14 protein-coding genes and 4 pseudogenes are annotated in these 24,600 nt (G+C 61.3%); 16 read left to right on the top strand and 2 right to left on the bottom strand.

The genetic code is table 11. From position 1 onward, the window contains the following. Together H8A95_RS29640 and H8A95_RS29645 are read left to right on the top strand one after the other, a co-directional pair. The coding region (locus H8A95_RS29640) for a thioesterase domain-containing protein (protein ID WP_229172441.1) at positions 1-945 on the top strand (945 nt) is incomplete at its 5' end. 171 nt (positions 946-1,116) lie between these two features. Next, entirely contained in the window at positions 1,117-1,725 is a 609-nt protein-coding gene (locus H8A95_RS29645) for a 4'-phosphopantetheinyl transferase family protein (RefSeq protein ID WP_229186420.1), read from the top strand. A 253-nt stretch (positions 1,726-1,978) separates the two neighbouring features. Here H8A95_RS29645 and H8A95_RS29650 read toward each other — a convergent pair. After that, a pseudogene (locus H8A95_RS29650) lies at positions 1,979-2,903 on the bottom strand (glycine betaine ABC transporter substrate-binding protein); the annotation flags it as partial. A 142-nt stretch (positions 2,904-3,045) separates the two neighbouring features. Here H8A95_RS29650 and H8A95_RS29655 point away from each other — a divergent pair. Further along, on the top strand, positions 3,046-3,855 hold the full coding sequence (locus H8A95_RS29655; RefSeq protein ID WP_274617667.1) for an effector protein NopP: 810 nt from the start codon (positions 3,046-3,048) through the stop codon (positions 3,853-3,855). A gap of 643 nt (positions 3,856-4,498) precedes the next feature. On the opposite strand, the pseudogene H8A95_RS29660 reads toward H8A95_RS29655, so the two are convergent. Then, positions 4,499-5,348: pseudogene (locus H8A95_RS29660) on the bottom strand (IS3 family transposase); the annotation flags it as partial. A 799-nt stretch (positions 5,349-6,147) separates the two neighbouring features. Here H8A95_RS29660 and H8A95_RS29665 point away from each other — a divergent pair. The 13 genes and pseudogenes from H8A95_RS29665 (at position 6,148) to H8A95_RS29725 (ending at position 24,427) form a co-directional block, all read left to right on the top strand. Further along, positions 6,148-8,109 (top strand): putative bifunctional diguanylate cyclase/phosphodiesterase, encoded by a 1,962-nt coding sequence (locus tag H8A95_RS29665; protein ID WP_229186421.1) that lies wholly within the window; start codon positions 6,148-6,150, stop codon positions 8,107-8,109. A gap of 2,728 nt (positions 8,110-10,837) precedes the next feature. Continuing rightward, positions 10,838-12,838, top strand: coding sequence for a hypothetical protein (locus H8A95_RS29670; protein ID WP_229186422.1), 2,001 nt, complete (start codon positions 10,838-10,840; stop codon positions 12,836-12,838). 480 nt (positions 12,839-13,318) lie between these two features. Next, positions 13,319-14,944 (top strand): acyltransferase family protein, encoded by a 1,626-nt coding sequence (locus H8A95_RS29675; protein WP_229186423.1) that lies wholly within the window; start codon positions 13,319-13,321, stop codon positions 14,942-14,944. 211 nt (positions 14,945-15,155) lie between these two features. Then, on the top strand, positions 15,156-15,362 hold the full coding sequence (locus H8A95_RS29680; protein WP_229170079.1) for a cold-shock protein: 207 nt from the start codon (positions 15,156-15,158) through the stop codon (positions 15,360-15,362). Positions 15,363-15,821: 459 nt separating this feature from the next. Beyond that, a complete protein-coding gene (locus H8A95_RS29685; protein WP_229170080.1) occupies positions 15,822-16,238 on the top strand; it encodes a hypothetical protein in 417 nt (138 codons plus the stop codon). Positions 16,239-16,652: 414 nt separating this feature from the next. Beyond that, a complete protein-coding gene (locus tag H8A95_RS29690) occupies positions 16,653-16,853 on the top strand; it encodes a hypothetical protein (protein ID WP_229186424.1) in 201 nt (66 codons plus the stop codon). Positions 16,854-18,044: 1,191 nt separating this feature from the next. After that, positions 18,045-18,188: a cytochrome P450 gene (locus H8A95_RS29695; protein WP_229186425.1), complete on the top strand. Its 144-nt coding sequence runs from the start codon at positions 18,045-18,047 to the stop codon at positions 18,186-18,188. Between the two features lie 16 nt (positions 18,189-18,204). Beyond that, on the top strand, positions 18,205-19,407 hold the full coding sequence (locus H8A95_RS29700; protein WP_229186426.1) for a cytochrome P450: 1,203 nt from the start codon (positions 18,205-18,207) through the stop codon (positions 19,405-19,407). Between the two features lie 94 nt (positions 19,408-19,501). Next, positions 19,502-20,785: pseudogene (locus H8A95_RS29705) on the top strand (cytochrome P450); the annotation flags it as partial. Between the two features lie 6 nt (positions 20,786-20,791). After that, a pseudogene (locus H8A95_RS29710) lies at positions 20,792-21,099 on the top strand (ferredoxin). After that, positions 21,086-21,931 (top strand): SDR family oxidoreductase, encoded by an 846-nt coding sequence (locus H8A95_RS29715; protein WP_229172340.1) that lies wholly within the window; start codon positions 21,086-21,088, stop codon positions 21,929-21,931. The pseudogene H8A95_RS29710 and the gene H8A95_RS29715 overlap by 14 nt, the downstream one beginning before the upstream one ends. Continuing rightward, positions 21,931-23,274, top strand: a complete 1,344-nt coding sequence (locus H8A95_RS29720) for a cytochrome P450 (RefSeq protein ID WP_229172341.1) — start codon at positions 21,931-21,933, stop codon at positions 23,272-23,274. The genes H8A95_RS29715 and H8A95_RS29720 overlap by 1 nt, the downstream gene beginning before the upstream one ends. A 154-nt stretch (positions 23,275-23,428) precedes the next feature. Beyond that, on the top strand, positions 23,429-24,427 hold the full coding sequence (locus H8A95_RS29725) for a polyprenyl synthetase family protein (protein WP_376711794.1): 999 nt from the start codon (positions 23,429-23,431) through the stop codon (positions 24,425-24,427). The last annotated feature ends 173 nt before the right edge of the window (positions 24,428-24,600 follow it).

Here is a 24,600-nt window from a genome sequence, read left to right on the forward strand (position 1 = left end):
CTCAGTCGAGCATTAGATCTTGGGCTGAGCTTTAGCGCCGCCGACCTCTTCCAAGCCCCTGTTCTGAAGGAACTTGCATTGAAGATTCGTGCGGAGCGACAGCCCAGTGACCGGGGAGTGATTTCCGTTCGACCAACCGGATCGCAGCCACCGCTCTTCTTTGTCCCCACAGGTTTTGGAGACTGTTCCTATGTCCTCGGTTTGGTGGCGGAAATGCATGTGGACTGCCCCGTCTACGCTCTGCCATGGCCGCCCTTCAATGACGCTTGTCCACCAACTCTTGAGGCGATGGCCGCAGAGGTGATCCTTGCTATTAAAGAGATCCAGCCACGGGGCCCATACCGCTTTGCTGGATACTCATCAGGTGCAATCCTGGCTTATGCAATTGTCGAGCACTTACTGAGTATCGACGAAGTCGTGTCATTCATGGCGTTCATCGATGTTACTCTACCTGCAGAATTTTCGAACGCATCATTTATCAATCTGGCGCGAGAATTTGTTTTGGGGCGTTGTGGAATCTTGCATGATGAACACCGCGAGGTCTTGGAACGCTACAGTGAACAATGTTCCATTACTGAGTTGCTTGAAAAGGCGCGGCAAATAGGAGCGTTACCCCCAGATCACGATCTCCACAGTGACGTTTCGATGTATCAAAGGGCCGCGAAATTTCACCGGGCACTACAGTCGTATCGAGTTCCGTCGCTCCCAATTGAGATACATCAGTTTTATGCCAGCGAGCCTCTCATCAGTCGTTGGGTACCACCCGACAAACAACTAGATCGCAGGGCAAACTTGCCAAAGCGGGATTGGGACCTAGTTTTGAATGCGGGATCCATTCATGCGGTACCGGTGCCAGGCAACCACGCGACAATGGTGAGCAATCCAGAAAACCGCCAAGTTCTGGCTCGGGCCATTGCAACGGCCTTAATCGGGACTCTCAAATAGACCCAAAGAACTTTCTCCGAATGTTCTGAGTTCGAAGGTCAGTCTCGAGCCCCAAATACCCCACAAGGCGGGAATCGGCTCGGTGGTCCAAGTTGTGAAGCAGCCGATATGTGGCCCGCCGCCCGCTCTGATCGACGTCGAAGTGTTCAAAAAGCTCAACGGGGCCAAATAATGGAGATTATCACGATTGATCAACAGAACATCACGGTCGGCATTCGTCCAATAGAAAGGGGCGACGAATCCACCTTGTACACTTCCGAAGTTATGTCTATGGGACGCGCCGTTCCCAAAGTCCGCCGCGAAAGCGGTGCCGCAAGGGTAGCTGCCCGAACACTTCTTGGGCAGCTGGGATTCCCACCAATGCCGATCTTAAAGACGCGCTCTGGTGTTCCGATCTGGCCAGCCGGCGTCGTCGGATCTTTGGCGCACCACGATACAGTAGCAGCCGCCGCTATTGCGGGGACGAAAAGGATTGCAGCTCTCGGCATCGACATTGAGCCTAATGAACCTCTGCCGGAGAACCTGATCGAATTGATTGCCACCCCTAGCGAGCAGCGCATGTACGATCTACATACGCTCAAGCGGCGGGATCTCTTTGTTTTGAAAGAGGCATTGTATAAGGCGTATTTTCCTCTGGACAACCAGTTTCTTGAGTTCCAGGACGTGGAAATTAATATCTTTGCGCGATCAGGACACGTGTCGAAGGCAAATTGCACGTTTTCGCTCGAGTTACTTATTTCCAAGAATGTAATCGGGTTGGCGTATTCACGGCCGAATTAAGTGGAAGAGCCTACCCAAGATCAGCAATCAAACCCGCCTCAAGCAATGGACTGACAGCGGCGCTGTCCCAGTTGTTCGGGCATAACCAGCTCGTTCGCGCGTTCCTTCATCCGGTCGCAGGGAAACCGTGCCGCTCATGGAGTGCAAGTGTGGGGAACGTATTTGGAGCAACTAGACTGTTCGTGAAATGGTGTCTTAATGCGCGTACTGCATGACCCGGATGGCAAGAATATCGGCGGCACACTGGCTGCGTCTACCGCCCACCGATCCTCTGCCACAGCCAACGCGCCACCGCGGCGGGCGAGGAGTTTGCATCACTGCCGCTGGCGCGCAAATTGGCATCTCGCATCGTCGCGATGTCGATCCGGCCTAGCAGCGGCTTCAGCGCTTCCTGTAACGCCGCATCGTGCGCGCGCCGCGGTGCCAGCAGCAGGACCGCATCATAGGGCGGAATCGCGTGCTTGGGATCGGCCAGCGTCACCAGGTCGTATTCCTTGATCCGCCCCTCGCTGGTATAGCCCGCGATGACGTCGACGTCGCCGCTAGCCACTGCCGCATACATGAAATCCGGCTGCATCTGCCGTTGCGTGCGGAATGAGAGTCCGTAGGCCTTGTGCAGCGCGATCCATTCGGGGCGCGAGAAGAACTCGTAGTCGCCGGCAATCGACAGCGTCGGCGCGTGCGCAGCCAAGTCGGTGATCGAATGAATACCGAGTACATCGGCGCGCTGCCGCGGCATCACCAGCGCATAGGCGTTCTCGAAACCGAGCGCGCCGAGCAGAGTGATGTCCTGTTGTGCCAGGATCTCCTTCAACTCGGCGAGCAATGTTTCGCGCGGCGGCATATCGGTGCGGTGAAACTGGTTGACCCACAGCGTGCCGGAATAATCCACATAGACGTCGATGTTATCGGCCGCCTGGAAAATTACGCTGGAGCCGAGGCCTTCGCGCGACGAGGCCTGCAATCTCGCCGCCGCCAGCCGCTGCTCGATCAGCGCGGAGAGCACATATTGCTCGGCAAACGTCTTGGCGCCGATGACGTAGGTCGACGGCGCCCGCGCCATCGAAGGGATCAGCGTAGCCGCGACCAGTGCGGCGATCCCCGACGCTGCCGAGCACGGTGCGGAGGCGTTTGCGCTCGCGCAATCCGCGCTCGATGAGCGTCAAAAATTGATCGACTCGCCGGCTCGCCCTATCGTTTCAGCGAATTTAGTTTTCCGCTTATTTGTCGGGCGTCAGCTTACAGACAGCTAGGCTGCTTATCGGGGAGTCAGGTCTAATGACCTGAACACAATGCAACAGCCATAGGAGTGTGGTCGTCATGGACGGTCGAATTAACAATTGGTCGGATGTTCCATCCGATGATGAGTATCATTACGCAAGCTCCCCGGAGCACGGGAATGCCGACGATTTCGCGGACGCGTTCGGTAGAATGGGATTGCAGGATTCAGGTGCCAGCTCATCCTCGCAGCCGAGTTATTGCCTCACTTCAAGACCTCCCGTTGTTGAGATCGACCGAGCCGAATTCCGGGAACGGGTGAGGAGCTTTCATGGTGAAGAAATCAATCATATTGCCAACAATCCGCAAGAATACTCAGAATTTGTATCCGAAAGAGCTAGGCGCACCGCGGATGTCGCTAGCAGTTTCGCGATCCGAAACGATTCTGATGCCGCCCGATATTACAGCTACCAACTGGGAAATAGGAGCGTCGGCCTCCAAAGAACGGAAGCCGGATTTCCTATGGCGACTGAGTTCACCAGCCAACGGTGGCGAGAACAGTTCCCCGGACGAACTGACGTCACATCAATCGTGGATTTTCAGGTTGCTCATCCGCTCGCCGGCAACGCCGGCGATATTCTGCTCGAGCACCAACTACGGCAAGACGGCGAACGGCCGCTGGTGAACTGGCGTCCTGCTAATGATGAAGCGAGAGCCCGTGCAGAACAAATGGGCTTCGTTGATGTAGATCGCAATGATATGGTACTTGATCCCACCCAGTCCAGCCAGTGGAGATATAGGGATGGTGAGTGGCAGCGTGCAACCAATTCTCCGATGTATCTCTCCAAAGTCAACGCGCCGAGCGATGAGGAATCTTCATCAGAGTCCGACTCGGATGGAGACTTTATGTGACGTGTGATCTCCACCAATCCATGGAGGTGGAGCAGGAGCGCAGACCAACCGACACCTGCGGCTTACGATCGAGCCTAGGACGGAACGAAGCCGAAGCCAATTCGGCTCAATCCGTGAGGTGCACTGTACTAACCGCACCGCGGCGGTTTACGAGAGTTGGCGCCTATAATAGCACAAAAGAAAACCCGGGCTTCCAGCCAGGGTTTTCGACTGCAGCCCGGGCTGGAGGAGCGGATTGCCGATGGCAGGTGCGAGCGTCATTGTGTCCTCACCATCAGAATGGCTCGGAATCTTTCCGGGTTCGCTGGGTGAGGAGGGCTTCGTTGACCGTTTTCTTCGTAGGCGGTAATCTCGAGAAGTGTCGAACCAACTCATCGAGCAACGAGACCATCCACCCGGGCTCGTGGGCAGCGGACGCATGGCAAAGATCAAAAAAGGAGCAGCAGCAGCTCGGGTGACATCTCCGTAACGCAGGCAGCCTCGTATTCACTTAGCTTTTTCTTCTTGGCCATCGCTGTCTCATGTCGTTGTCAATGGCGACCACGCGGACTACAAAAGTCCATCACTGGAGTGATGTTGCCTGCGTCGGCAGCTTTGAGCGCCACAATGTAGGTGGTGCGGCGATCATTCATCTTTTGAAGATTCCCTGGTCGGTGTTGAAGATCTCGGGCTTGCCGTGACGCGCCAAAGCGTCCTCCAGTGTCGCGATGCAGAATGCCGCCTCCATCGTGATCGACAGCCGCCACGACAAAACCCGGCGGGTCGCCCAGTCCAGTACGACCGCGAGGTACACGAAGCCACGCGCCATCGGGCACTGTAGGTGATATCCATTGCCCATACCTGGTTCGGGCGTGTGATCTCCATGCCGCGCAGCAGATATGGATAGATCTTGTGCCCGGGCTCAGGTTTGGTGGTGCGCGGACGGCGGTACAGCGCCTCTATCCCCATCCGCCGCATCAGCGTCTTGACATGCCGGCGGCCGATCTTGCACCCCTCGGCAGCCAGCAGACCTCTCAACATACGCGAACCGGCGAAAGGGAACTCCAGATGCAGCCGGTCAAGCCGTTGCATGATCGCGAGGTCGGCGGACGACACCGGACGCGGCAGGTAGTAGACGCTGCCGCGGCTGATCTTCAAAACTTCCGCCTGCTTGGTGATCGACAGATCGTGCTCACGGTCGATCATCGCTTTGCGCTCAGCAATCCCGCCTTGGTGAGCGCGCCCTCTAAAAAATCGTTCTCCAGCGTCAGCTCTCCGATCTTGGCGTGCAGCGACTTCACATCGATGGGGGGTAACGCCGCCGCGGCACTGCTGCCGCCCGGACCGAACACATCGGCGGCCCCGCCTTCAAGTTGCGCTTTCCACGATGTGATCTGATTGGGATGAACGTCGAATTGCTCCGCCAATTGAGCCAGTGTCCGGTCACCCTTGACCGCGGCAAGCGCCACTTTCGCCTTGAAGGCTGTGTGGTTCCGGCGTGCGCGTCTCGTCATCGTCTCTCCTGATTCGCGGGACAATCTTGCCCGCCGTCAGGCAGAAACTCCACTTATCGCCCTGTTCAGATTTGCGGAGCCGGCTCTAGTCTCTCCTTGCTCGCAGAACTGCGCCACCCTCGGAAGGTCGTGCCCGACCTTTGCAAAGCAGCTGGGGCTATCGCCGAGCAATGACTCTCCCGTCTTCTTCGATGCATAAGATAGATGACTTGCTCATCGATGACATCCTCGAAGCGCTGACCCAGGGCACAATTAGCGCGTCAGGTCGGGCAGCAAATCATCACGACCGGGTTGACGAGTTCTGATCGCGTGGGCCGACGGGGTCGAGTAACAAGGAGGAAGGCTGGCTCGATCGAACAAAAGGCATAAACGGCGCCTCAACCGAAAGAGCGGCCTTTTCATTGGCTGGCCGTCGTGCGGCAAGACAGCGAACTACCAGGGTCACGCAATGAGAAAAATCGTCGGAGCAAGCGACTCAACCGCGGAATGAGGCGGTCGCCAAACCTTTCAAGCCGATCGATCGCACAACCCCGCCTATCCAGCTAGTGCTGAGGCTGTGAGGCTGTCCGCATGCGAGTTAGCTCAAGTTAGCGACGATCTATCAAAAGCAGCGGGTCTGTACGAAGCGGACAGAGTTTTTCTGCAGTTTGTAATCGGTCAAAGCCTCAACAATGATTCCAGCGCGCCGTGAGGTGTCGTCGGGCGCCGGGTACAATCAAGAGTTTATCCTTTGTCAAAGATTTGCCGCGACCTTCGAGAGCTGGTGCCAACGCTATAGCCAGTCCTGCAGGGTCCCGGAATGAGAGAATATCTGAACTCCTGTCTCTCGAAGCTGCTGGCCGGAGATCTGGCGGCCTTCGGCGGGCCGGCTACGGACGAAGCGGTCGCAGGATACATCCGTGCCGAGCAGCTCTCCCTCGTGCTTGGCTATTCGCTGGGCATCATGCTTGCCAACGCCTGCAATGCGGCCGTGCTCGCAATTGCGCTTTGGCATTCGCCAGACAGAAACTTTGCCCTGATCTGGGCGGCGATCGTCATCTGCGGCGCGCTATCGATAGGCCTGAAAGCGCGTTCATCACGACTGATGACCAAGCCTCAGTTCGTGTCGCGCCAGGCCATGCACCGCCTGGTACGGAATGCGCTGGTTCTCGGAATCGCCTGGGCAATTGTGCCGGTGGCTTTCTTCGCGAACGCGTCCAACGGCGGGCAACTCGTCATAACATGTCTCTGCTCAGGGATGCTTGCAGGTGGCGCGTTCGCCTTCGCCACGATTCCGGTGGCGGCAGTTGCGTTCACGGCTCCGATCTTCGTCGGTACGGCAATTTGCCTCGCCCGAAACGACGATTTCGCCTATCTCCTCGTCGCTATCCTGGTTGTTGCCTATGGCTTTGTGCTCCTGCGCGGTGTTTTCGCCAATTCCTTTGAATTTACCAGGCGCACGATTGCTCAACTGGAGGCCGAAAGGAGGGGCCGACGAGATCCGCTGACGCAACTGCCGAACCGTTTCGCCTTCAATGAGTGCCTCGAAGGTGCGCTCAACAGACTCGCCCGCACCGGCGAGGAATTCGCGGTTCTTCTTCTCGACGTCGATCGCTTCAAGGAAGTGAACGATAAATTTGGTTACCCCGCTGGCGATGAACTTCTCGTGCAGGCTGCGGCGAGACTACAGCGATGCGTACGGCAAATTGATGCCGTTGCGCGCATTGGCGGCGATAAATTTGCGCTGGTTATAACCAATCTGACCAAGGTGGAGGACGCCTTGGAAGTCGCCGAGCGGTTCGTCAGCGCCTTCGCCGAACCATTCGCGATCGAAAGATGCGAGATCGCGGGGACGACCAGCGTTGGAATCGCAGTGGCCCCGCGCGATGGCGACGTACCTCACGAGCTCCTGAGGAATGCCGACATTGCGCTCTATCGCGCCAAGCAAGGGGGGGCGGGAACAATCTGCTTCTTTGAGATCACCGATGACAGATCAGCGCAACAGCGCAGGGCACTGCAGCGGGATCTGGAGTTCGCGATCGACAGAGACGAACTGTTCCTCCTCTATCAACCATTCTTTGATATTCGCGAGAACCGGGTCACCGGCTTTGAGGCCTTGCTGCGCTGGCGGCATCCGGTGCGTGGAGTAATTTCCCCGACCGAGTTCATCCCGATCGCCGAAGAAACCGGACTGATCCACGGAATCGGTGAGTGGGTGGTCCGGCACGCCTGCGCGACGCTGTCGAATTGGCCGTCGGACCTCAGGGTCGCAGTGAATTTTTCGGCAGCTCAATTCCATAACGCCAGCATCCTTGAGACAATCGTGCAGGCCCTCTCCCAAGCCAGAGTTGCTCCTCATCGTCTCGAAATCGAAATAACCGAGTCGATGTTGATCTCGAAGTACGCGCCGGCGTCATCGATCCTGAACGCACTCCTGCAATTGGGAGTGACGGTGGCACTCGACGATTTTGGAACGGGATATTCGTCGCTCACCTATTTGTTGAAACTGCCTTATACTCGCATCAAGATCGATCAGTCCTTTATTCGGGGCATGTTGAGCCGACCGGAGAGTGCGGCGATCGTAAAATCAATCATCACACTGGCCAAGGACCTGCGGATCGGCGTGGTCGCCGAAGGCGTTGAAGCCGCCGAGCAGTTCGACTATTTGCGACAAGCCAATTGTGACGAAGTGCAAGGATATCTCATCGGTCGGCCGGTCGCAGCCGAGAACATATTCGCTCTGCTCGATCAAGATAAGCAATGGTCGACACCCGGCGCTTGAGTGAAAGGGGTCGCTTCGGCATGGCTCGATCACTTGCGTCGCCAAAAGCAGAGAAGAGGTCGTGCGGCCTTTGAAGGTATAAGCCAAGCATTCGACAAGTTTTGTAGCCACAGCGACCGTGCCGCAAGAGGACTCGGACACTCTAAGGCGATCGCTACCTGCGCTCAGGAATCTGCGACGAGATTGCGCGCTTTAACTGGCGAGACACGAGAGATTGCGGAAGCAGCGGGACAGCGCGCGAACAAGCTGGACCAGGTACGAACGAAGACAATTGGATGAGTGGGGGAGATCCCGGCTCGCGTTCGGCTAAAAGCGGCAAACCCATTTAAATTGCCAGCTGTCAGTATTGCGGAAGCGCAACCGGCTCTTCATCACAGACAATGGGGCTGCAGCATCACCGGCGCGCACCAACCCAGCGGGCTGGTTAGTCATTGCATGGCGGAAGCCATCTCCCTTGAGTCCTTCCTCGCGCCATCTCAGGCGCGGACAGCAGTGCTTTGGAGGTCGATGCTGTTCGGCTCGGGGCGTTGGCAAGGTACGGCGCCACAAGCAGACAAGCTGCTTGATGGAAGCATCGAGCACCGTCTAAGTTGCGTTAATCCGACAGCCTTGACGCGAGGGTGCCTTCCTTCTCGGCGCCGCGCATCCCGATCCTGGCCGCCTCGTCCGCAATGGCCGTAAGATCACCAAATCGACGGACTCAGCAGCAGGCCCGCCGAGGCCCAGATGCGCGATTTCGAGTGTGAGCGCGATTGGTCCCGGGCCAGTGGACGCCGCGTAGCTCGGCTTGCATCGCGAGGGGCGCAATCTCCCACTTTGCCGCTCTACAATTGGCTATTCTATCTATTCTCAAATTGTGAGAAACAGGCTCGCCATACAGCACAACGCCGCCCGCTTGAAATACATGCGAGACGGCGCTGGCTCTAGCCCCCAGGAAGGGTTGCTGCAAAATCCTGGCTCAGACCAGCCTGCGCGATATCTGCAAAAGGTTCCACATCTTTGAGACCCGTATGATTACGGGGTTGAAGCGAAGCGCCCTGTCGAAGGTTCCACTCGGCGGACGTTAACTGTGATCATGCAGCACGCGTAAATCCCGGATTTGGCGGAAATTGCCCCACCGCGATGCCGATAGCTGCGGTTCGCTTAGAGAACATGTGCCGGCGCGTCTCGCGGGAGCGGCCGGGCCGACGCGCCGCATGGCGGAGATCTCCGTCGTGGTCGAACCGTCTGGGCGCTGGCAAGAAGGCCGGGATCGAGCGCCGGCATGTCGGCATCGTTCGGCTTTGCGACGCAAAAGAAGGGCACCAGCAGAGGGCACCTCCCGCGGCCGAATGCATAGCTCGAAGCGAGTTTATAACCGCGCGCGGCCTGGGCCCCTGCAGGTTCAATTATCTTGCGAGTCCAGCGGGGCGGCCGCGCGGTTCTCCGCGTATTGCATAGGAGAAGGACGAAAGCCGCTATTGAGCGGTTGCAGGCAACGGAGCCGTCGCGCCCTTTCTCGTCACCACGGACTCAACAGCTAGCGGGGCCATCATCGCGTATGCTGAGCACACGAGCGCCGCTCCAACCGCGCGCCCGATTACGACAGCCCTTGAATGACCTGGCTGAGCGATTAGCCAACGTCGTTGCTGTCCGACCGGTCCGAAGCGACCTGATCGTTCAGCGATACGATCGGCAGTCGCTAGATCTTGGCCGGGGGCTTCTCGTACCGGAAGGCCGGATCAAGCAGGCGCGCTTGATAAAAGGGTCAGTGCGGCTGGCCAGATCGCGAACCAGACTGGCCCGTTGTTTGTTAAATTCATCGTGGAGCATGGGATCACCAAAATCTCGATTATACAGGCGGGTCCAGCAGGTTAGTTTCATATCGTTAAGTGTGCGCGGCTTCATCAACGCCATCCTCAAGAGCAGGGCCCGGCGGGCGGCCTTCCTCGATAGAAAAGGGGCTTTTGCGAGATCGCGCGACCGGCGCTGGCTTGGCAATGTCAGCAGCCCTTTACGAAGGCCTTCGGGATACTACACGAGTGGGTAGATCAGAAGCGTTCCGAAAGCTGGGCGGCATCATGAGCTCCTTGCTTGTCAGGAATTGCTCCTCTCGCCCGCTCGCCGGGGCGCGCCGACGGGCATCGCGACGAGGTGGCTCTACAACCTCTGCACCGGCTTGGAAGCCCCCGAGTATGATCTTTCTCTGTTCATACGAAGATCCGCAGCTGGCACGGGAGCGGCTCGACGACCTCGCGCCCCATTTTTCTGAATGCTCGACGAGCGGTCGTCCCGGAGCCTTTCGTTCGAATAGGCCAAAGGCGTCGGCTTTGCGCAGCTGGGTCTTTACGTTCCCCTTTCTCAATACAGCCAAGTGTTCACGCCCCGATGAAGCATTTGACGAGGCTGCGGGGACATGGTCTTCAGTTTCGGCACCTGACTGCGCGATCGAGCTCGCCCTCGCTGACCGCGCGGTTTTTTTGTTCGATGGAGGCTCGTCCTTTTCGCATTTTCATCCTGCGCTCACGTCGCGTGGATGGATGGAGTACCGAATGTTTCCAGCAAAGATTTAGCTTGGTCAGATCACAAGTGGGACGGCAGCCCTCGGGTTTGCTCGCAGCAATCACAATCCCATCAGCTTCTCGAAAGGTTGCAGATGCAAAATAGGAATCTGATTGTCGCTGAACGGCTGCCACCGAGTAAGCCAAGTGGATTGCGGCAGGGCCTGTACCAACACGAGGAGAGCAGGATGGATCCGGTCAACCCATTCTTCGATACAGGAGCCTGGATGCAGGAGTACACCGCCCGGCGGGCGCGCGCGGGCAACGCAAGCCAGCAAGGCGACTTTGAGCGGCGGATGGAGGATTTGGATCTCGTTTCGTCTGACGGGAGCTCCTCAAAATCAGAGTCGCCGGATCCGGCTCCCGCAGCAGACGGGCGAGCAGTCCGACGGAGCGATTTCGGCGGTTCAATGCGGATGCCGCCACACTCCTCTTCAAGGGAGAGTTCGCTCGGCGACACGCGCCGGAGCGTGGACATTCCTCGCTTTCAGCTTCCGGCTTCGGCGCAAGTGTCGCAGTCTGGCTTGCGGGATGATCTATTCAGCAGCGCGCGCTACAGCCTTCCGGACGCAGAGCCCGCGCCTCCGGCCAGGAGCGGCAAAAGCCGCGGATTGTGGTCACGCTTCAAGTCGGGCGTCCGCAAAGCCTTTGGCGGGAGCGGCGGCGAAAGGTCCTCGCGCGACGCGGGGCAGCCCGACGGGTTTTCAACGACGTTTCGCGTGGATTACGCCAGGCAGCCGGGCCGGACGCGCGGCGTGTCTGCGGCGGATGAGGCGCTCATTGCAGACTTCAGAAACAAGGCGGCGGGTAACCTGAGCGACGGCACCATCAAAAATGCGGCAGCCGATCTGCGCTATCTGAGCGCGCGCCTGAGCGAGGCCGGCAGGCCGTCAATTGCCGATCGAATTCAGCGGGAATTGGAAAACGCCCAGCTGGAAAATCCGGAGCTGGAAAACCACCAGCTGGAAGCCGAGCTCGATGAGGACGTCGATACCTATGCAAAGGATCGCGGCAGGCGCATCAAGGCGGCCTTGAAGAAGCTGCGGGAAGTCGGTGCCGGAAACACTTTGGCAGCCGATATCCGCCGCTTGGTCCCCCATGACGCCGACGCAGCCCTCATCGGCCTATGGGCCGCGGCGGAAAAGGCGACACACAGGGTCGAGCCAAAGACGATCGACAGGCAAGCTCGCCGACTGTCCAGGCTGAGTGAGTGGCTGCAGACGCATGACAGGCAGCCGATGGCCGGCCGCCTCTTCAGCGATGGGTTCGCCCAAGATGTCGAGGAGTACAAGCAGGAAACCGAGGACGACAAGATCAACGCTGATCTAGTCAGCCTTGGCCAGTACCAACAAATCCTTGATGCGAACAGAGCGCTCGGATTGCAGCCACCTGAGGGCGCGGGGCAGGCTTCCGGGGAAGCTGCTCGACAGGCGCGCACGCCGCAGGAGCTTCCTGCGACGCCAGCCACCCCGAGCCAGCGAGCCTGGGATTGGTTTTGGCAACAAATGCAAGAACCTGCATCGCCATCATCCGTGAGGCCTCGGTCGTCAAACATATACGGCGGTCTCGATTCCTTCGTCGACTTGGATCCGCCCACGCCGTACGACTTGCGCGATGATGCGCGCTCTGCGCTACCCCCCGAATTTGCCGGAGCGTCGGCGTTCGCGGGGCAGCCGGGGGGCACGCAGGAACTGCGCGATATTGGGGCGATCGTTGGCGCGAACTGGCGCCACGGCTCCCAGACGGCCTCAACAGTGTTGATTGACGTACTCGGCAATCTCAATCTGCTGCCAAGCCAGTTCGAGCCAAGTCAGCTTGCTATCAACGGTGAGCGCTATTCCGCCACGTTTGGACCAGGCGGGCACAGGGATGTTCGCCTCGTTCATCACCCGCGCACCGGCGGGATCAATGAAGCTGGCCCTTCCCAGCCGCATCATCGTCCTCCGCAGATCGTCAGGGCCGCGCAATCGGGTGAAGGCGCAGTGGATCTTGGGTACCTGATCCGCGGGGGATGGGAGCACCGAGAGCGGTTCCTGCCGCCTTACCTCGTCCGCGCCCTGGAGGGCCAGCGCATCATGCCGGAGGTCGGACGCCCAACCTATTTCGAGATCCGAAGCGTGCCTTACAGGGGCGAGTTGGAGGAAAGCGAGGGCCGTCGGCGAGTTCGCATTTATCCTGAACCCGGCTGAGGAGGCAGTCGCTCTGAAATCTCGCCTGCTCGGCGGACGGCGGTGCTGGCCTTCGGTGTGGTTCTCAACCCGCCCGGCGGGCGCGTTCTTCTCTTCCATCGTCCGCAAGCTGGCTGAACCGGACATGACGCCTCATCTGTGCCCAGGATCACCGGCATCACAACGCGCGGTTCACCGGGCATGATGCTTGCCGATGAGGGGACGGGCCTTTCGCCAGAGCCGGCCTGGCGCGGAATACGAGCTTTGAATCCGGGCCGCCCTACCAGAAGGCAGAGTTTCAGCGTTAGCCGGCGTCGCGCTAAGATGTAGGGACGCTCTGATAACGGCTTTGAGCTACCGAAGGACTCTGGCAGATCGCATGGCACGCTCGCGCGATGCGATCGGCCTTCCCTGTCTCTATTGCTTCTCTCCCCGGCAGACTGCCGTTTGTGCCATCGATCGCCAGGATTTGTACCACCTCGCAAATGACGGGCGACATCGATGGTCAAGCAGATACCCGCGCTGACCGGCATCCGGTTTGTCGCGGCAGCAGCAGTGGCATTGTCTCACGGTGGAAGTCTGTTCCTGGAAGGTACCAGTCTTGCACTCGATATCAGCATCGGGACACTGGGCCTGTTCGGGATGTCCGTCTTCTTCACGCTGAGTGGTTTTGTCATTCAATATAACTATGGCAGCTCGATTGCCGGCAGCCCGCGCAAAGCGATCCCGGAATTTCTCGTGGCGCGCATGGCGCGAATCTATCCGTTGTTTGTTGTTCTCTTTCTCGTCGAATTACTGACCGGCCCGATGGTATGGCCCTGGCTTCCCGGAACCGAGGCACCGGCCGAGGGATTTTCGTGGCACATTGTCCCGTTTCAACTCGGGATGATTCAAACGTGGTTCTTCGCAAATGTAGCCGGTGTCGCGCCCGTCTGGCAGTACGAAGAGATCGGCATCGTCTCCTGGTCAGTGAGTACCGAATGGTTTTTCTATCTGGTTTTTCCGCTCGTTTGCCCGTTCCTTGCGCGGATCAGAACTGTGTCTGCCGCGATTTTATGCGCGATTGGAGCAGTCACAATCGAGCTTGGCATCGACCTTGCGGTGTTCTTGCTTCAGGGCCGCATCAATCTGTTTGCGCTTCATGCCTGGGGGACGGAGGCGGCTCTGCCGAACTGGAAGAACACGCTCATCCTCTGGATCGTCTACTTTTCGCCGTTTTGCAGGGTATGGGAATTCATCCTCGGCTGTTGTTTGGCAAAACTCCATGAAGTGTGGTTGGCCGAGGATTTCAGGCCATCCCGAGCTCTGCTCGATATCGCCGCGATTGTTGGTGTCGGCGCGACAGGCTTGGTGTTCTGGTTTACCGTCCATAAGGCCCCATTCGGGGCGACGATGAGCCTGTTCGATATTACGCGCAACAATATCGCTCTGGCGGCGCCGGTCGGGCTCATTCTTATCTCGGCGGCTCATCCCGTGAGCAGTGCAGGACGGCTGTTGTCGGCAAGCTGGCTTGTCTTCCTCGGAGAGGCCAGCTTTGCCCTTTATCTTGTACACGTCATCATCTACCGGCGTTTTCCGACAGTACGCTGGGAAACCGCCAACCAGCTGCCTGGCCATCTCGGTGCGCTCGCCCTTGCTTTCACTCTGGCGACCTGCGTCGCGATCCTGCTGCATTTCGGTTTCGAGGTGCCGGCTCGAGGGCGAATTCGCAGGTGGTATCAGGCGGCCTCGCCGGAACGGCGCAGGCGCCTGGTACGATTGGGAGGTGCTGGCCTTGCCGCTCTTGTCGCGGCGGCGGCCACGTACGCGCTGCGGGGCGCGACCGGGGATGCCGTCACGCAATCAGGTATCTCGGTCGTTTCTGCCACGTATGGCGGTAACTGCCGCTGGATCTCGGCGCGCGGCAACGCCACGGCTGCGCTTGCAGCAGCCTGTAACGGCAAGGACGAATGCACTTTCAGTGCAGGCATGACGCGGATTAGTGATCCCGCTCCGGGCTGCGCGAAGGAGGTTACGGCCGCCTGGCTTTGCAAGGGGGAGCGCACTATTCGCTCCGGCTCGGCTCCGGTTGAGCGTGCCATGGTCTCCGCTCTGCGGCTCTCCTGTAACTTAACGCGCGATGAATGAGCCGCAGGTTCAGACGTCATTCGAATCCCGAAGTCAAAGAAGCGAAGCGTCTTCGGCGCCAGGGTCTTGCTGTCGGCCGCCGCGCAAAGCGCCGGTCGAGTGAGCCATGCGACAAAAGCGACCCGCAGCGAACGAGCGTCTCCTTGCCGCCCACCTTGATGGCTGCGAGACTCTTGGCTAGATCACAACAGTTCACTTATGGAGATGCCGCGTGGCAATGGGTATTGTGAAGTGGTTCAATTCGACCAAAGGTTATGGCTTCATCAGGCCGGAGGACGGAAGTCCCGATGTCTTCGTGCACATCAGTGCCGTAGAAAAGGCCGGTTACACCAGCCTCGAAGAGGGAGCCCGGGTAAGTTACCAGCTCAAGGCCGGGCGTTCGGGCAAGATGTCAGCCGAGGATCTCCGGGTTGGCTGATCCGGTTCGCCTCCGGGAAACTCCTGCCTTGCAGGGCGTGTGCTCGCACCTGTCGATAGGCTATGGACGGTCCGAACCGTACACTGGTGCCCGATAGGCCAGGAGGTGCGCCCGCATGCCACGCCCCAAGTAACGGTGCACCGGCCAGTCCTTCCGATCGAAGCGTGATGCTGTCGCATATGAAGGGCCCGCACAACTGAGTTCGTCTGTTATGAACCATACTGGCGCGCGGCGCTGTGGCTGCAGGACTGTTCTGCTGCGCTGACGTACGGGCTCCGAGAGGACCAGTAGCGCATGAGCTTGATACGCGCGGCGAGGTCAAACCCCAGGACGTCGGTGCGCGGGGGTTAGCCAATATAGTTGAGGTTATCGGCGCCATGTTGTTGACGATGCGCCCCTGACCTTGATCCATTGAGGGGAACTGCAAACACAGCCCACAGCCCATCGGAGACACGGCAAGTGTCCTTCCAGCTGACCGTCCTGAAAGTACTGGCCGGCCAGCCTGCGGGGAGGGCTTCCGTTGCCGAGGTCCGACGGGCCGTGGAGATCCTGATGAACAGCGGCCATGATTGGACCGATCGCATGAAGCGGTTGGCCGAACACGCGCCGGACCTGAATATCTTTTCGGCGAAGCTTGTCTTTCGCGATGCTCTCGGCTGGGAAATTACCGAAGACGGGCGGCAATTCCTCTCTGCTCTCGAAAAGACCGTCGCCGATCAAAGAGAGCCGCATCGGTCAACCGTCGATCCCTCGTCCGGCGAAGTCGCTACGCAAGCGGTCACGGAAGCGGCAAATTCACTTATTCCTCCGCGCAGTCGCCGTCAGAACTCGCGGCGGCGCCGCCGGAAAGGTGGATCCAATCGACGCACAGCATAAAGTGGCTGGCTTTAACTGTCGCTCGATCCATGCAAGGCGCGCGCGGCACTTGGCCCCCTGGTATATGAATGCTGTCGTTCTCGCGCCGCATCGATCCGGTTTACGGGGTTGTGACGGGCCTGGAAGGCACGCATTGAAGGGTGGCTCTCCATCGCCATTCCTCAACGGTTCAGTGGTCGTTCCGCCGAACAGGACCTGCCTGTGCAAAGTCGTATGGCGGGAAAGAGCAAGGCCAGGCCTCGCGCTTGTTGCTGAACGAGGCGAGTGCTTTCTTCAAACCGCCGGCGAACTGCAGGAAGATATCTTGCAGTGTAACCTGGGTCATATGCAGTCCGACTTCTCAACTGCATTATTCGGAGGCGCCAATTTCGGGGGATGCCATGGACGACGAGTTTTGTAGAGAGGGCGCGGATCGTGCGGGAACTTGCAGAGCAAGCTGACCCGTTCATCAAGGACCGCTTGTTGCAGCTGGCTGCCTGGTACGAACGGCGCGTTGGGCAGCCAGAAGAGCAGATCGAGATCGCGCTGACCTGCCCGCGTGCAGGTCGCCCATCCGACCGTCGTGATTTCACAGACGGCGTTTACCAGGACGATCAGGGGCCGCGATCGCGATAGTCTATTTTTCCGTCATGTGCTTAAGCCATATGCGCCGACCGCTCGGGCGGCAGCCCGTCTCAAAGTGCAGCCCGCGGACAGGGCCGGCGACTCGTTCCGGGAGTCAAAAAACCCGGCCTAATTGATGATGGTATGCGCTGGTATCGATTTGAACGCCCAGGCTTCATAAGGTCGATCCCTGCCTGGCCTTCCGCGTCAGAAGGATCGGCCCGTGCTCATCGCATTTGGGGGACCCTCGATCGGCTCACCGGATCTTCTCGTGCAATGACTCGCTAACGATCGCAGTCGAACGATAAGCCCATGCTGATCAAGATCGTGTTGCCCGCTCATGCGGTCGACGAAGGCAAGCTGTGATGTTAGAGGCGCCGGCCCCCAGTCGTGCTACGGACCAGGCAAATCTGGATTCAGCTTCCGGAATCTATCGTCTGCCTTGATGCAGAAGCCTCTTGCCGTCGGGAAAGTTCTCGGCGCCGCATGCGCCATCCAACCCAGCGAGATGTCGAGAGGCGGGCTTTGTTTTCCGGATAGCTACCGCCGAGATCGATGGTTTCCGGCGATCCGCTGCAGCCAATCCAGATGCTTGAAATATCGCGCAAGGGCTACCCCGCACACTCAGCCCGAGAGCGGGCCTTTGTCGGACACTTGCTGCGCCGGTTGTCGGCATTGAGATTCAAATGTCAGAAACCTGACACTGCGCGCCGCTCCGAAGTGCCTGCTGAGCCTGCGAATTCACTTCGGCACGCGATTTGCTCTGTTCACGGCGTCATCACCAATCGAGTGATGGTCTTCGGGATGGACACGGCGCGCTGTTCGCGTCTGGTCCATTCTGACGATTTGCTGTGCAGTGACTTGGCGCTCGGTTGTGGACGGAGAAAATGCAGGGAAGTGTTGGATGCGATCTAGACTTCTTCTTTTGGGAGCCACAACAATTGCGCTCGTCGCGAGCAGCGCAACCAAAGCGGCAGACCTTGAGCCAGGAGTGAAACTGCCGCCGGCAGTGTGGGATCTGGTCCAGGGGCTATATTGGCGGGCACGTCGGTGGCGAGTGCGGTCGAACCTCCTTCACCCATCCTTGGGTCGGTCGATCTATGGCGATGCCAACAGGTTCGATGTCACCCGGCGGCACAATCCGTACCTGTCGTTCGGCCAGGGGCCGCATGTCTACCTCGGCGCTGCGCTGCGCGCCCGGAATTGCGATGCGGCTTCCTCGCGCTGTTCGTGCGGCTGGAGGATCGGGCGCTGACCATCGCCGCGGAGGACGTCGTCTACATGCCGTCTTACGTCATTCGCTGCCCGCAGCGCCTGCCGGTCACCTTCCGCCCTTCCATTGCTTAGAGAGTGAAGTGCCACCATGTTCGAACAGCCCTTGCCGACGCTGCCGATGTGGCGCGTCGATCACATCGAGCCCTCGCCCGAGATGTTGGCGCTACGCGCCAACGGTCCGATCCACCGCGTACGCTTCCCGTCCGGGCACGAAGGCTGGTGGGTGACAGGCTACGACGAGGCCAAGGCGGTGCTGTCTGACGCGGCGTTCCGGCCCGCGGGAATGCCGCCGGCAGCATTCACTCCGGATTCGGTGATTCTCGGTTCGCCGGGGTGGCTGGTCTCGCACGAGGGGGGCGAGCATGCCCGGTTACGCACGATCGTAGCGCCCGCCTTCAGCGACCGCAGGGTGAAACTGCTCGCGCAGCAGGTCGAGGCGATCGCCGCGCAGTTGTTCGAGACGCTGGCGGCCCAGCCCCAGCCCGCCGACCTGCGGCGCCACCTCTCCTTTCCGCTTCCGGCCATGGTCATCAGCGCGCTGATGGGCGTGCTCTACGAGGATCACGCCTTTTTCGCCAACCTGTCCGACGAGGTGATGACGCACCAGCATGAAAGGGGCCCGCGCAGCGCGTCGCGCCTGGCTTGGGAAGAACTGCGCGCCTACATTCGCGGCAAGATGCGGGACAAGCGCCAGAATCCGGGCGACAACCTGCTGACGGATCTGCTCGCCGCGGTCGACCAGGGCAACGCGACCGAGGAAGAGGCGCTCGGCCTGGCGGCCGGCATGCTGGTGGCGGGACACGAGAGCACCGCTGCGCAGATCGAATTCGGGCTGCTGGCCATGTTCCGCCATCCGCAACAGCGCGAACGCCTGGTCGGCGATCCATCCCTGGTGGACAAGGCGGTGGAGGAAATCCTGCGCATGTACCCGCCGGGCGCGGGCTGGGACGGCATCATGCGCTATCCGAGAACGGACGTGACCATCGCGGGCGTGGATATTCCCGCGGAGAGCAAGGTGCTGGTCGGCCTACCGGCGACGTCGTTCGATCCGCGCCATTTCGACGACCCCGAAATCTTCGACATCGGACGCCAGGAAAAGCCGCACCTGGCGTTCTCCTACGGGCCGCACTCCTGCATCGGCGGCGCGCTGGCCAGGCTGGAACTCAAGGCGGTGTTCGGTTCGATCTTCCAGCGCTTTCCCGCGCTGCGCCTGGCCGTGGCGCCCGAAGAACTGAAGTTGCGCAAGGAGATCATCACTGGCGGGTTCGAGGAGTTCCCGGTGCTTTGGTGATGCGCGGACGCCGCCGCGGATCGCGATCTTCTCCGCAATTTGCCGGCGCGCCTGCCGCGCACCGATCAGATCAGCCAGCCAACAGGTAACCAAGATGGACGTGCAAGAAACCACGGCAGCATGCCGGGACGCCTTCGCCGAACTGGCGTCGCCAGCGTGCATCCACGACCCGTATCCGTTCATGCGGTGGTTGCGCGAGCACGATCCGGTGCATCGCGCGGCGTCGGGCCTCTTTCTGTTGAGCCGCCACGCCGACATCTACTGGGCGCTCAAGGCCACGGGCGATGCGTTTCGGGGACCGGCGCCGGGCGAACTGGCGCGCTATTTCCCGCGTGCGGCGACCAGCCTGTCGCTCAATCTGCTGGCCTCCACGCTAGCGATGAAGGACCCACCGACGCATACACGTCTGCGCCGGCTGATCTCGCGCGATTTCACCATGCGCCAGATCGACAACCTGCGGCCGAGCATCGCGCGCATCGTCGCAGCGCGCCTGGATGGCATGGCGCCCGCGCTGGAGCGCGGGGAGGCGGTGGACCTGCATCGGGAATTCGCGCTCGCCTTGCCCATACTGGTTTTCGCCGAACTGTTTGGCATGCCCCAGGACGACATGTTCGAGCTTGCCGCCGGCATCGGCGCCATTCTGGAAGGTCTGAGCCCGCACGCCAGCGATCCCCAGCTCGCCGCGGCAGACGCGGCCAGTGCGACAGTGAAGGCCTACTTCGGCGGCCTCATACAGCGCAAGCGCACCGATCCCCGCCACGACATCGTGTCGATGCTGGTCGGCGCACACGACGATGATGCCGATACGCTGTCGGATGCGGAGTTGATCAGCATGTTGTGGGGCATGCTGCTGGGCGGCTTCGCCACCACTGCTGCGACCATCGACCATGCGGTCCTGGCGATGCTTGCGTATCCCGAACAGCGGCACTGGCTGCAGGGAGACGCCGTGGGGGTGAAGGCATTCGTCGAAGAAGTCCTGCGCTGCGACGCGCCCGCCATGTTCAGCTCCATTCCGCGTATCGCCCAGCGCGACATCGAACTGGGCGGCGTGGTGATCCCGAAGAACGCGGACGTGCGCGTGCTGATCGCGTCCGGCAATCGCGACCCGGACGCCTTCGCCGATCCCGACCGCTTTGATCCCGCGCGGTTCTACGGCACCAGTCCTGGCATGTCGACCGGCGGGAAGATCATGCTGAGCTTCGGCCACGGCATCCACTTCTGCCTCGGTGCGCAACTGGCCCGGGTGCAGTTGGCCGAGAGCTTGTCGCGGATTCAGGCGCGCTTCCCCACGCTGGCATTGGCCGAGCAGCCGACCCGGGAGCCCTCCGCGTTCCTTAGGACGTTCCGCGCGCTGCCGGTGCGGCTGCGTGCGCAGGGGGCTGAGATGGGCATCGTGGTCGACCAGGATCTGTGCGGAACCAGCGGGCAATGCGCGCTGACGCTGCCGGGCACCTTTCGCCAGCGCGAACCGGATGGCGTGGCCGAAGTGTGCGGGGCGACCGTCCCGCAGGCGCTGCACGCCGCCGTGCGGCTCGCAGCCAGCCAGTGCCCGGTCGCCGCCATTCGGGTCATCGAAGCGACGCTGGCGATGACGAGCGCGCCAGCGCCGTCAGTGCGCCTTCTCCGGCTCAGGCCGAGCGGCATGCCGCGAGAGACCAAGGCATTCCGGGAGGACACGATGGGACGGTTTGAAGGCAAGGTAGCCGTGGTGACCGGCGCCGGCGCTGGCATCGGCAAGGCATGCGCCCTCGCCATCGCGCGCGAGGGCGGCAGAGTGGTGGTCGCCGACATTGATGGCTCGGCGGCCATCGCCTGCACCGCGCAAATCGCGGCCGAAGCGGGCCACGCGCTGGCCCTGGACATCGACATCGCCGATGCGCAGGCGGTGGCAGCGCTGTTCGAGACGGCGGAGCGGCACTTCGGTGGGGTCGACCTGCTGGTGAACAACGCGAGCGCCATGCATCTGACTCCGCACGACCGCGCGATCCTCGACCTGGACCTGGCGGTCTGGGATCAGACCATGGCGACCAATCTGCGCGGCACGTTGCTCTGCTGCCGGCAGGCCATCCCACGGATGATCGCCCGCGGCGGTGGCGCGATCGTCAACATGTCGTCGTGCCAGGGGCTCAGCGGTGACACCGCGCAGACGTCCTACGCCGCGTCGAAGGCGGCGATGAACATGCTATCGGCCTCGCTCGCCACCCAGTACGGTCATGCGCAGATCCGCTGCAACGCGGTTGCGCCGGGTCTCATCATGACCGAGCGTCTCCTCGCCAAGCTGGACGAGTGCATGCAACGGCATCTGCGCCGGCACCAGCTCCTGCCGCGCGTCGGCCGCCCCGAGGACGTGGCCACGCTGGTGGCGTTCCTGCTCTCCGACGATGCTGCGTTCATCACCGGCCAGGTCGTGTGCATCGATGGCGGCATGCTGGCGCATGTGCCGACATACGCCGACGGTGGCAACAGCCGCGCTGCGCGGCCTTCCGGCGAGACCGCCGAAGCGGCCGCGTCGCCGCGCTGCTGATGAACATGCTGCTCAACCCGTTGGCCCGTCGGCATCGGCTGCGGCACGACATCCCGGTCGTGCCCGGCGCTTTCCCCTTGGTCGGGCATCTTCCCGCCATCGTCTGCGACCTGCCGCGCCTGCTGCGGCGCGCGGAACGGACGCTAGGCAGCCACTTCTGGCTGGATTTCGGCCCTGCCGGACAGCAGATGACCTGTCTGGATCCGGATGCTTTCGCACTGCTCCGGCACAAGGACGTGTCCTCGGCGCTGATCGAAGAGATCGCGCCCGAATTGTTCGGCGGAACGTTGGTCACTCAGGACGGCACCGTGCACCGGCAGGCGCGCGATGCGATCCAGGCGGCGTTCCTGCCGATGGGGCTGACCCGGGCCGGCATCGGCGAGCTGTTCGCGCCCGTCATCCGGGCGCGGATGCAGAGGTGGCGCGACCGCGGCGACGTAACCATCCTGCGCGAAACCGGCGATCTGATGCTCAAGCTCATCTTCAGCCTCATGGGAATCCCCGCGCAGAACCTGCCGGATTGGCATCGCAAGTACCGGCAACTGCTGCAGTTGATCGTCGCGCCCCCGATCGACCTGCCCGGACTGCCCTTGCGGCGCGGTCGCGCCGCCCGCGACTGGATCGATGCGCGGTTGCGCCAGTTCGTCCGCGACGCGCGCGAACATGCCGCGCGCACCGGCTTGATCAACGACATGGTGAGCGCCTTCGATCGCAGCGACGATGCGCTCTGCGATGACGTCCTGGTCGCCAATATCCGCTTGCTGCTGCTTGGTGGTCACGACACCACCGCCTCGACGATGGCCTGGATGGTGATCGAGCTGGCGCGGCAGCCTGGGCTGTGGGACGCCCTGGTCGAGGAGGCGCAACGCGTGGGCGTGGTGCCGACCCGGCACGCGGACCTGGCGCAGTATCCGGTCGCCGAGGCGCTCTTCCGCGAGACGCTGCGCATGCATCCGGCGACGCCGCTCCTGGTGCGTCGCGCACTGCGTGAACTGCAACTCGGCCAACGGCGCATTCCCGCGGGTACCGATCTGTGCATCCCGCTGCTGCATTTCTCGACCTCGGCGCTGCTGCACGAGGCGCCTGATCAGTTTCGCCTGGCGCGGTGGCTGCAACGCACCGAGCCGATCCGGCCGGTGGACATGATGCAGTTCGGTACCGGCCCACACGTCTGCATCGGCTACCACCTCGCATGGCTGGAACTGGTGCAGTTCTGCATCGCCTTGGCGCTGACCATGCACGAGGCCGGGGCGCGGCCGCGGTTGCTGAGCGGCGTCGAAAAAGGCCGGCGCTATTACCCGACCGCACATCCATCCATGACAATCCGCATCGGATTCTCATGAGCTGGCATCGCATGCCCCGTGTGGCGAGGCAGCGGCGCCGGCGCCGCGCAGCATTGCTGCACTCCTCGCGCGCGCTCGGTGCGACGCCGGCAACACCGCGGCGGCTCGCCGCTCTCCATGGCCGTCTCGTGTCAGGTACAAGGACATGAACAACATGCAGACCGCTTCCACGCTACACGACGACCGAACCGGGGTTTCCGCGCTCGGCGGATTGGGCGCGCAGGCGCCCGGCGCATCCGGGAGCCTGCTGCCGGAGATCTGGATGCAGGACGGCGCAAAGCGGGTCGAACAGGCGCTGGCCCGTCTTCTCCGTGCCGAAGACGACGGTGAGACCGAGCTGATGGCGGCGATGCGCTACTCCACCTTGCAGGGCGGGAAGCGCACCCGGGCCTTGCTCTGTCTGGCTGCCGGCGCACTGGCCGACACGCCGGCGCACATGCTCGACGACGTCGCCGCCGCCATCGAGATGATGCACGCCTGTACACTGGTCCACGACGACCTGCCCGCGATGGACGACGACGTGCTTCGCCGCGGCCATCCGACCGTGCACGTCAAGTTCGGCGAAGCCACTGCGATCCTGGTCGGCGATGCGCTGCAGGCGCACGCCTTCTTGACCCTGTCGAGCTTGGATGCGCCGGGCGACAAGCGTATCGCGCTCGTGCGCGAACTGGCGCAGGCGGTGTCCGCCGAGGGTGCCGCAGGCGGGCAGGCCATGGATCTGTCGCTGGTTGGAAAGCACGTCGAGCTGGACAGAATCGTGGCGATGCACCGGATGAAGAGCGGAGCGCTAGTGCGCGCGTCCGTTCGCATGGGCGCGCTGTGCGCCATAGCGGAGGATGCCGCGCACGCTGCGCTGTACTGTGCGCTCGATCGCTACAGCGCCAGTTTCGGCCTGGCGTTGCAGGTGGTCGACGACATTCTCGACGCGACAGCGGATACCGCGACGCTGGGCAAGACCCCCGGCAAGGACGCGGCGGCGCAGAAGCCGACCTGCGCGTCGATCATGGGGCTAAAGGCAGCGCGCCAGTTCGTGCCGGATCTGTTGCGCGACGCCGGAGAGGCCGTCGCTCCGCTGGGGCCGCGTGCGGAACGGTTGGCGCAGATCCTGCAGCGGGCCAACGCGTATCTGTTCAAGCACGCGCCATGCGCATGAGCGCGCCCGTCCGCATGGAGCCGCCCCTGTGCCGCTGCGATCCCGGCGGTAGCGGTGCATCCTGCACTGTATCCGAGTCGGCGGCGCCGATCGCAGCGGTTGCCCAGCACGGCCGCGGCGCACGCGTCGCGCTGCGCGCAAGCCTATGCGGCGGACCGAGGCCAGCACCGGGG

This window comes from Bradyrhizobium oropedii, from assembly GCF_020889685.1.
GTDB classification, from domain to species: domain Bacteria; phylum Pseudomonadota; class Alphaproteobacteria; order Rhizobiales; family Xanthobacteraceae; genus Bradyrhizobium; species Bradyrhizobium oropedii.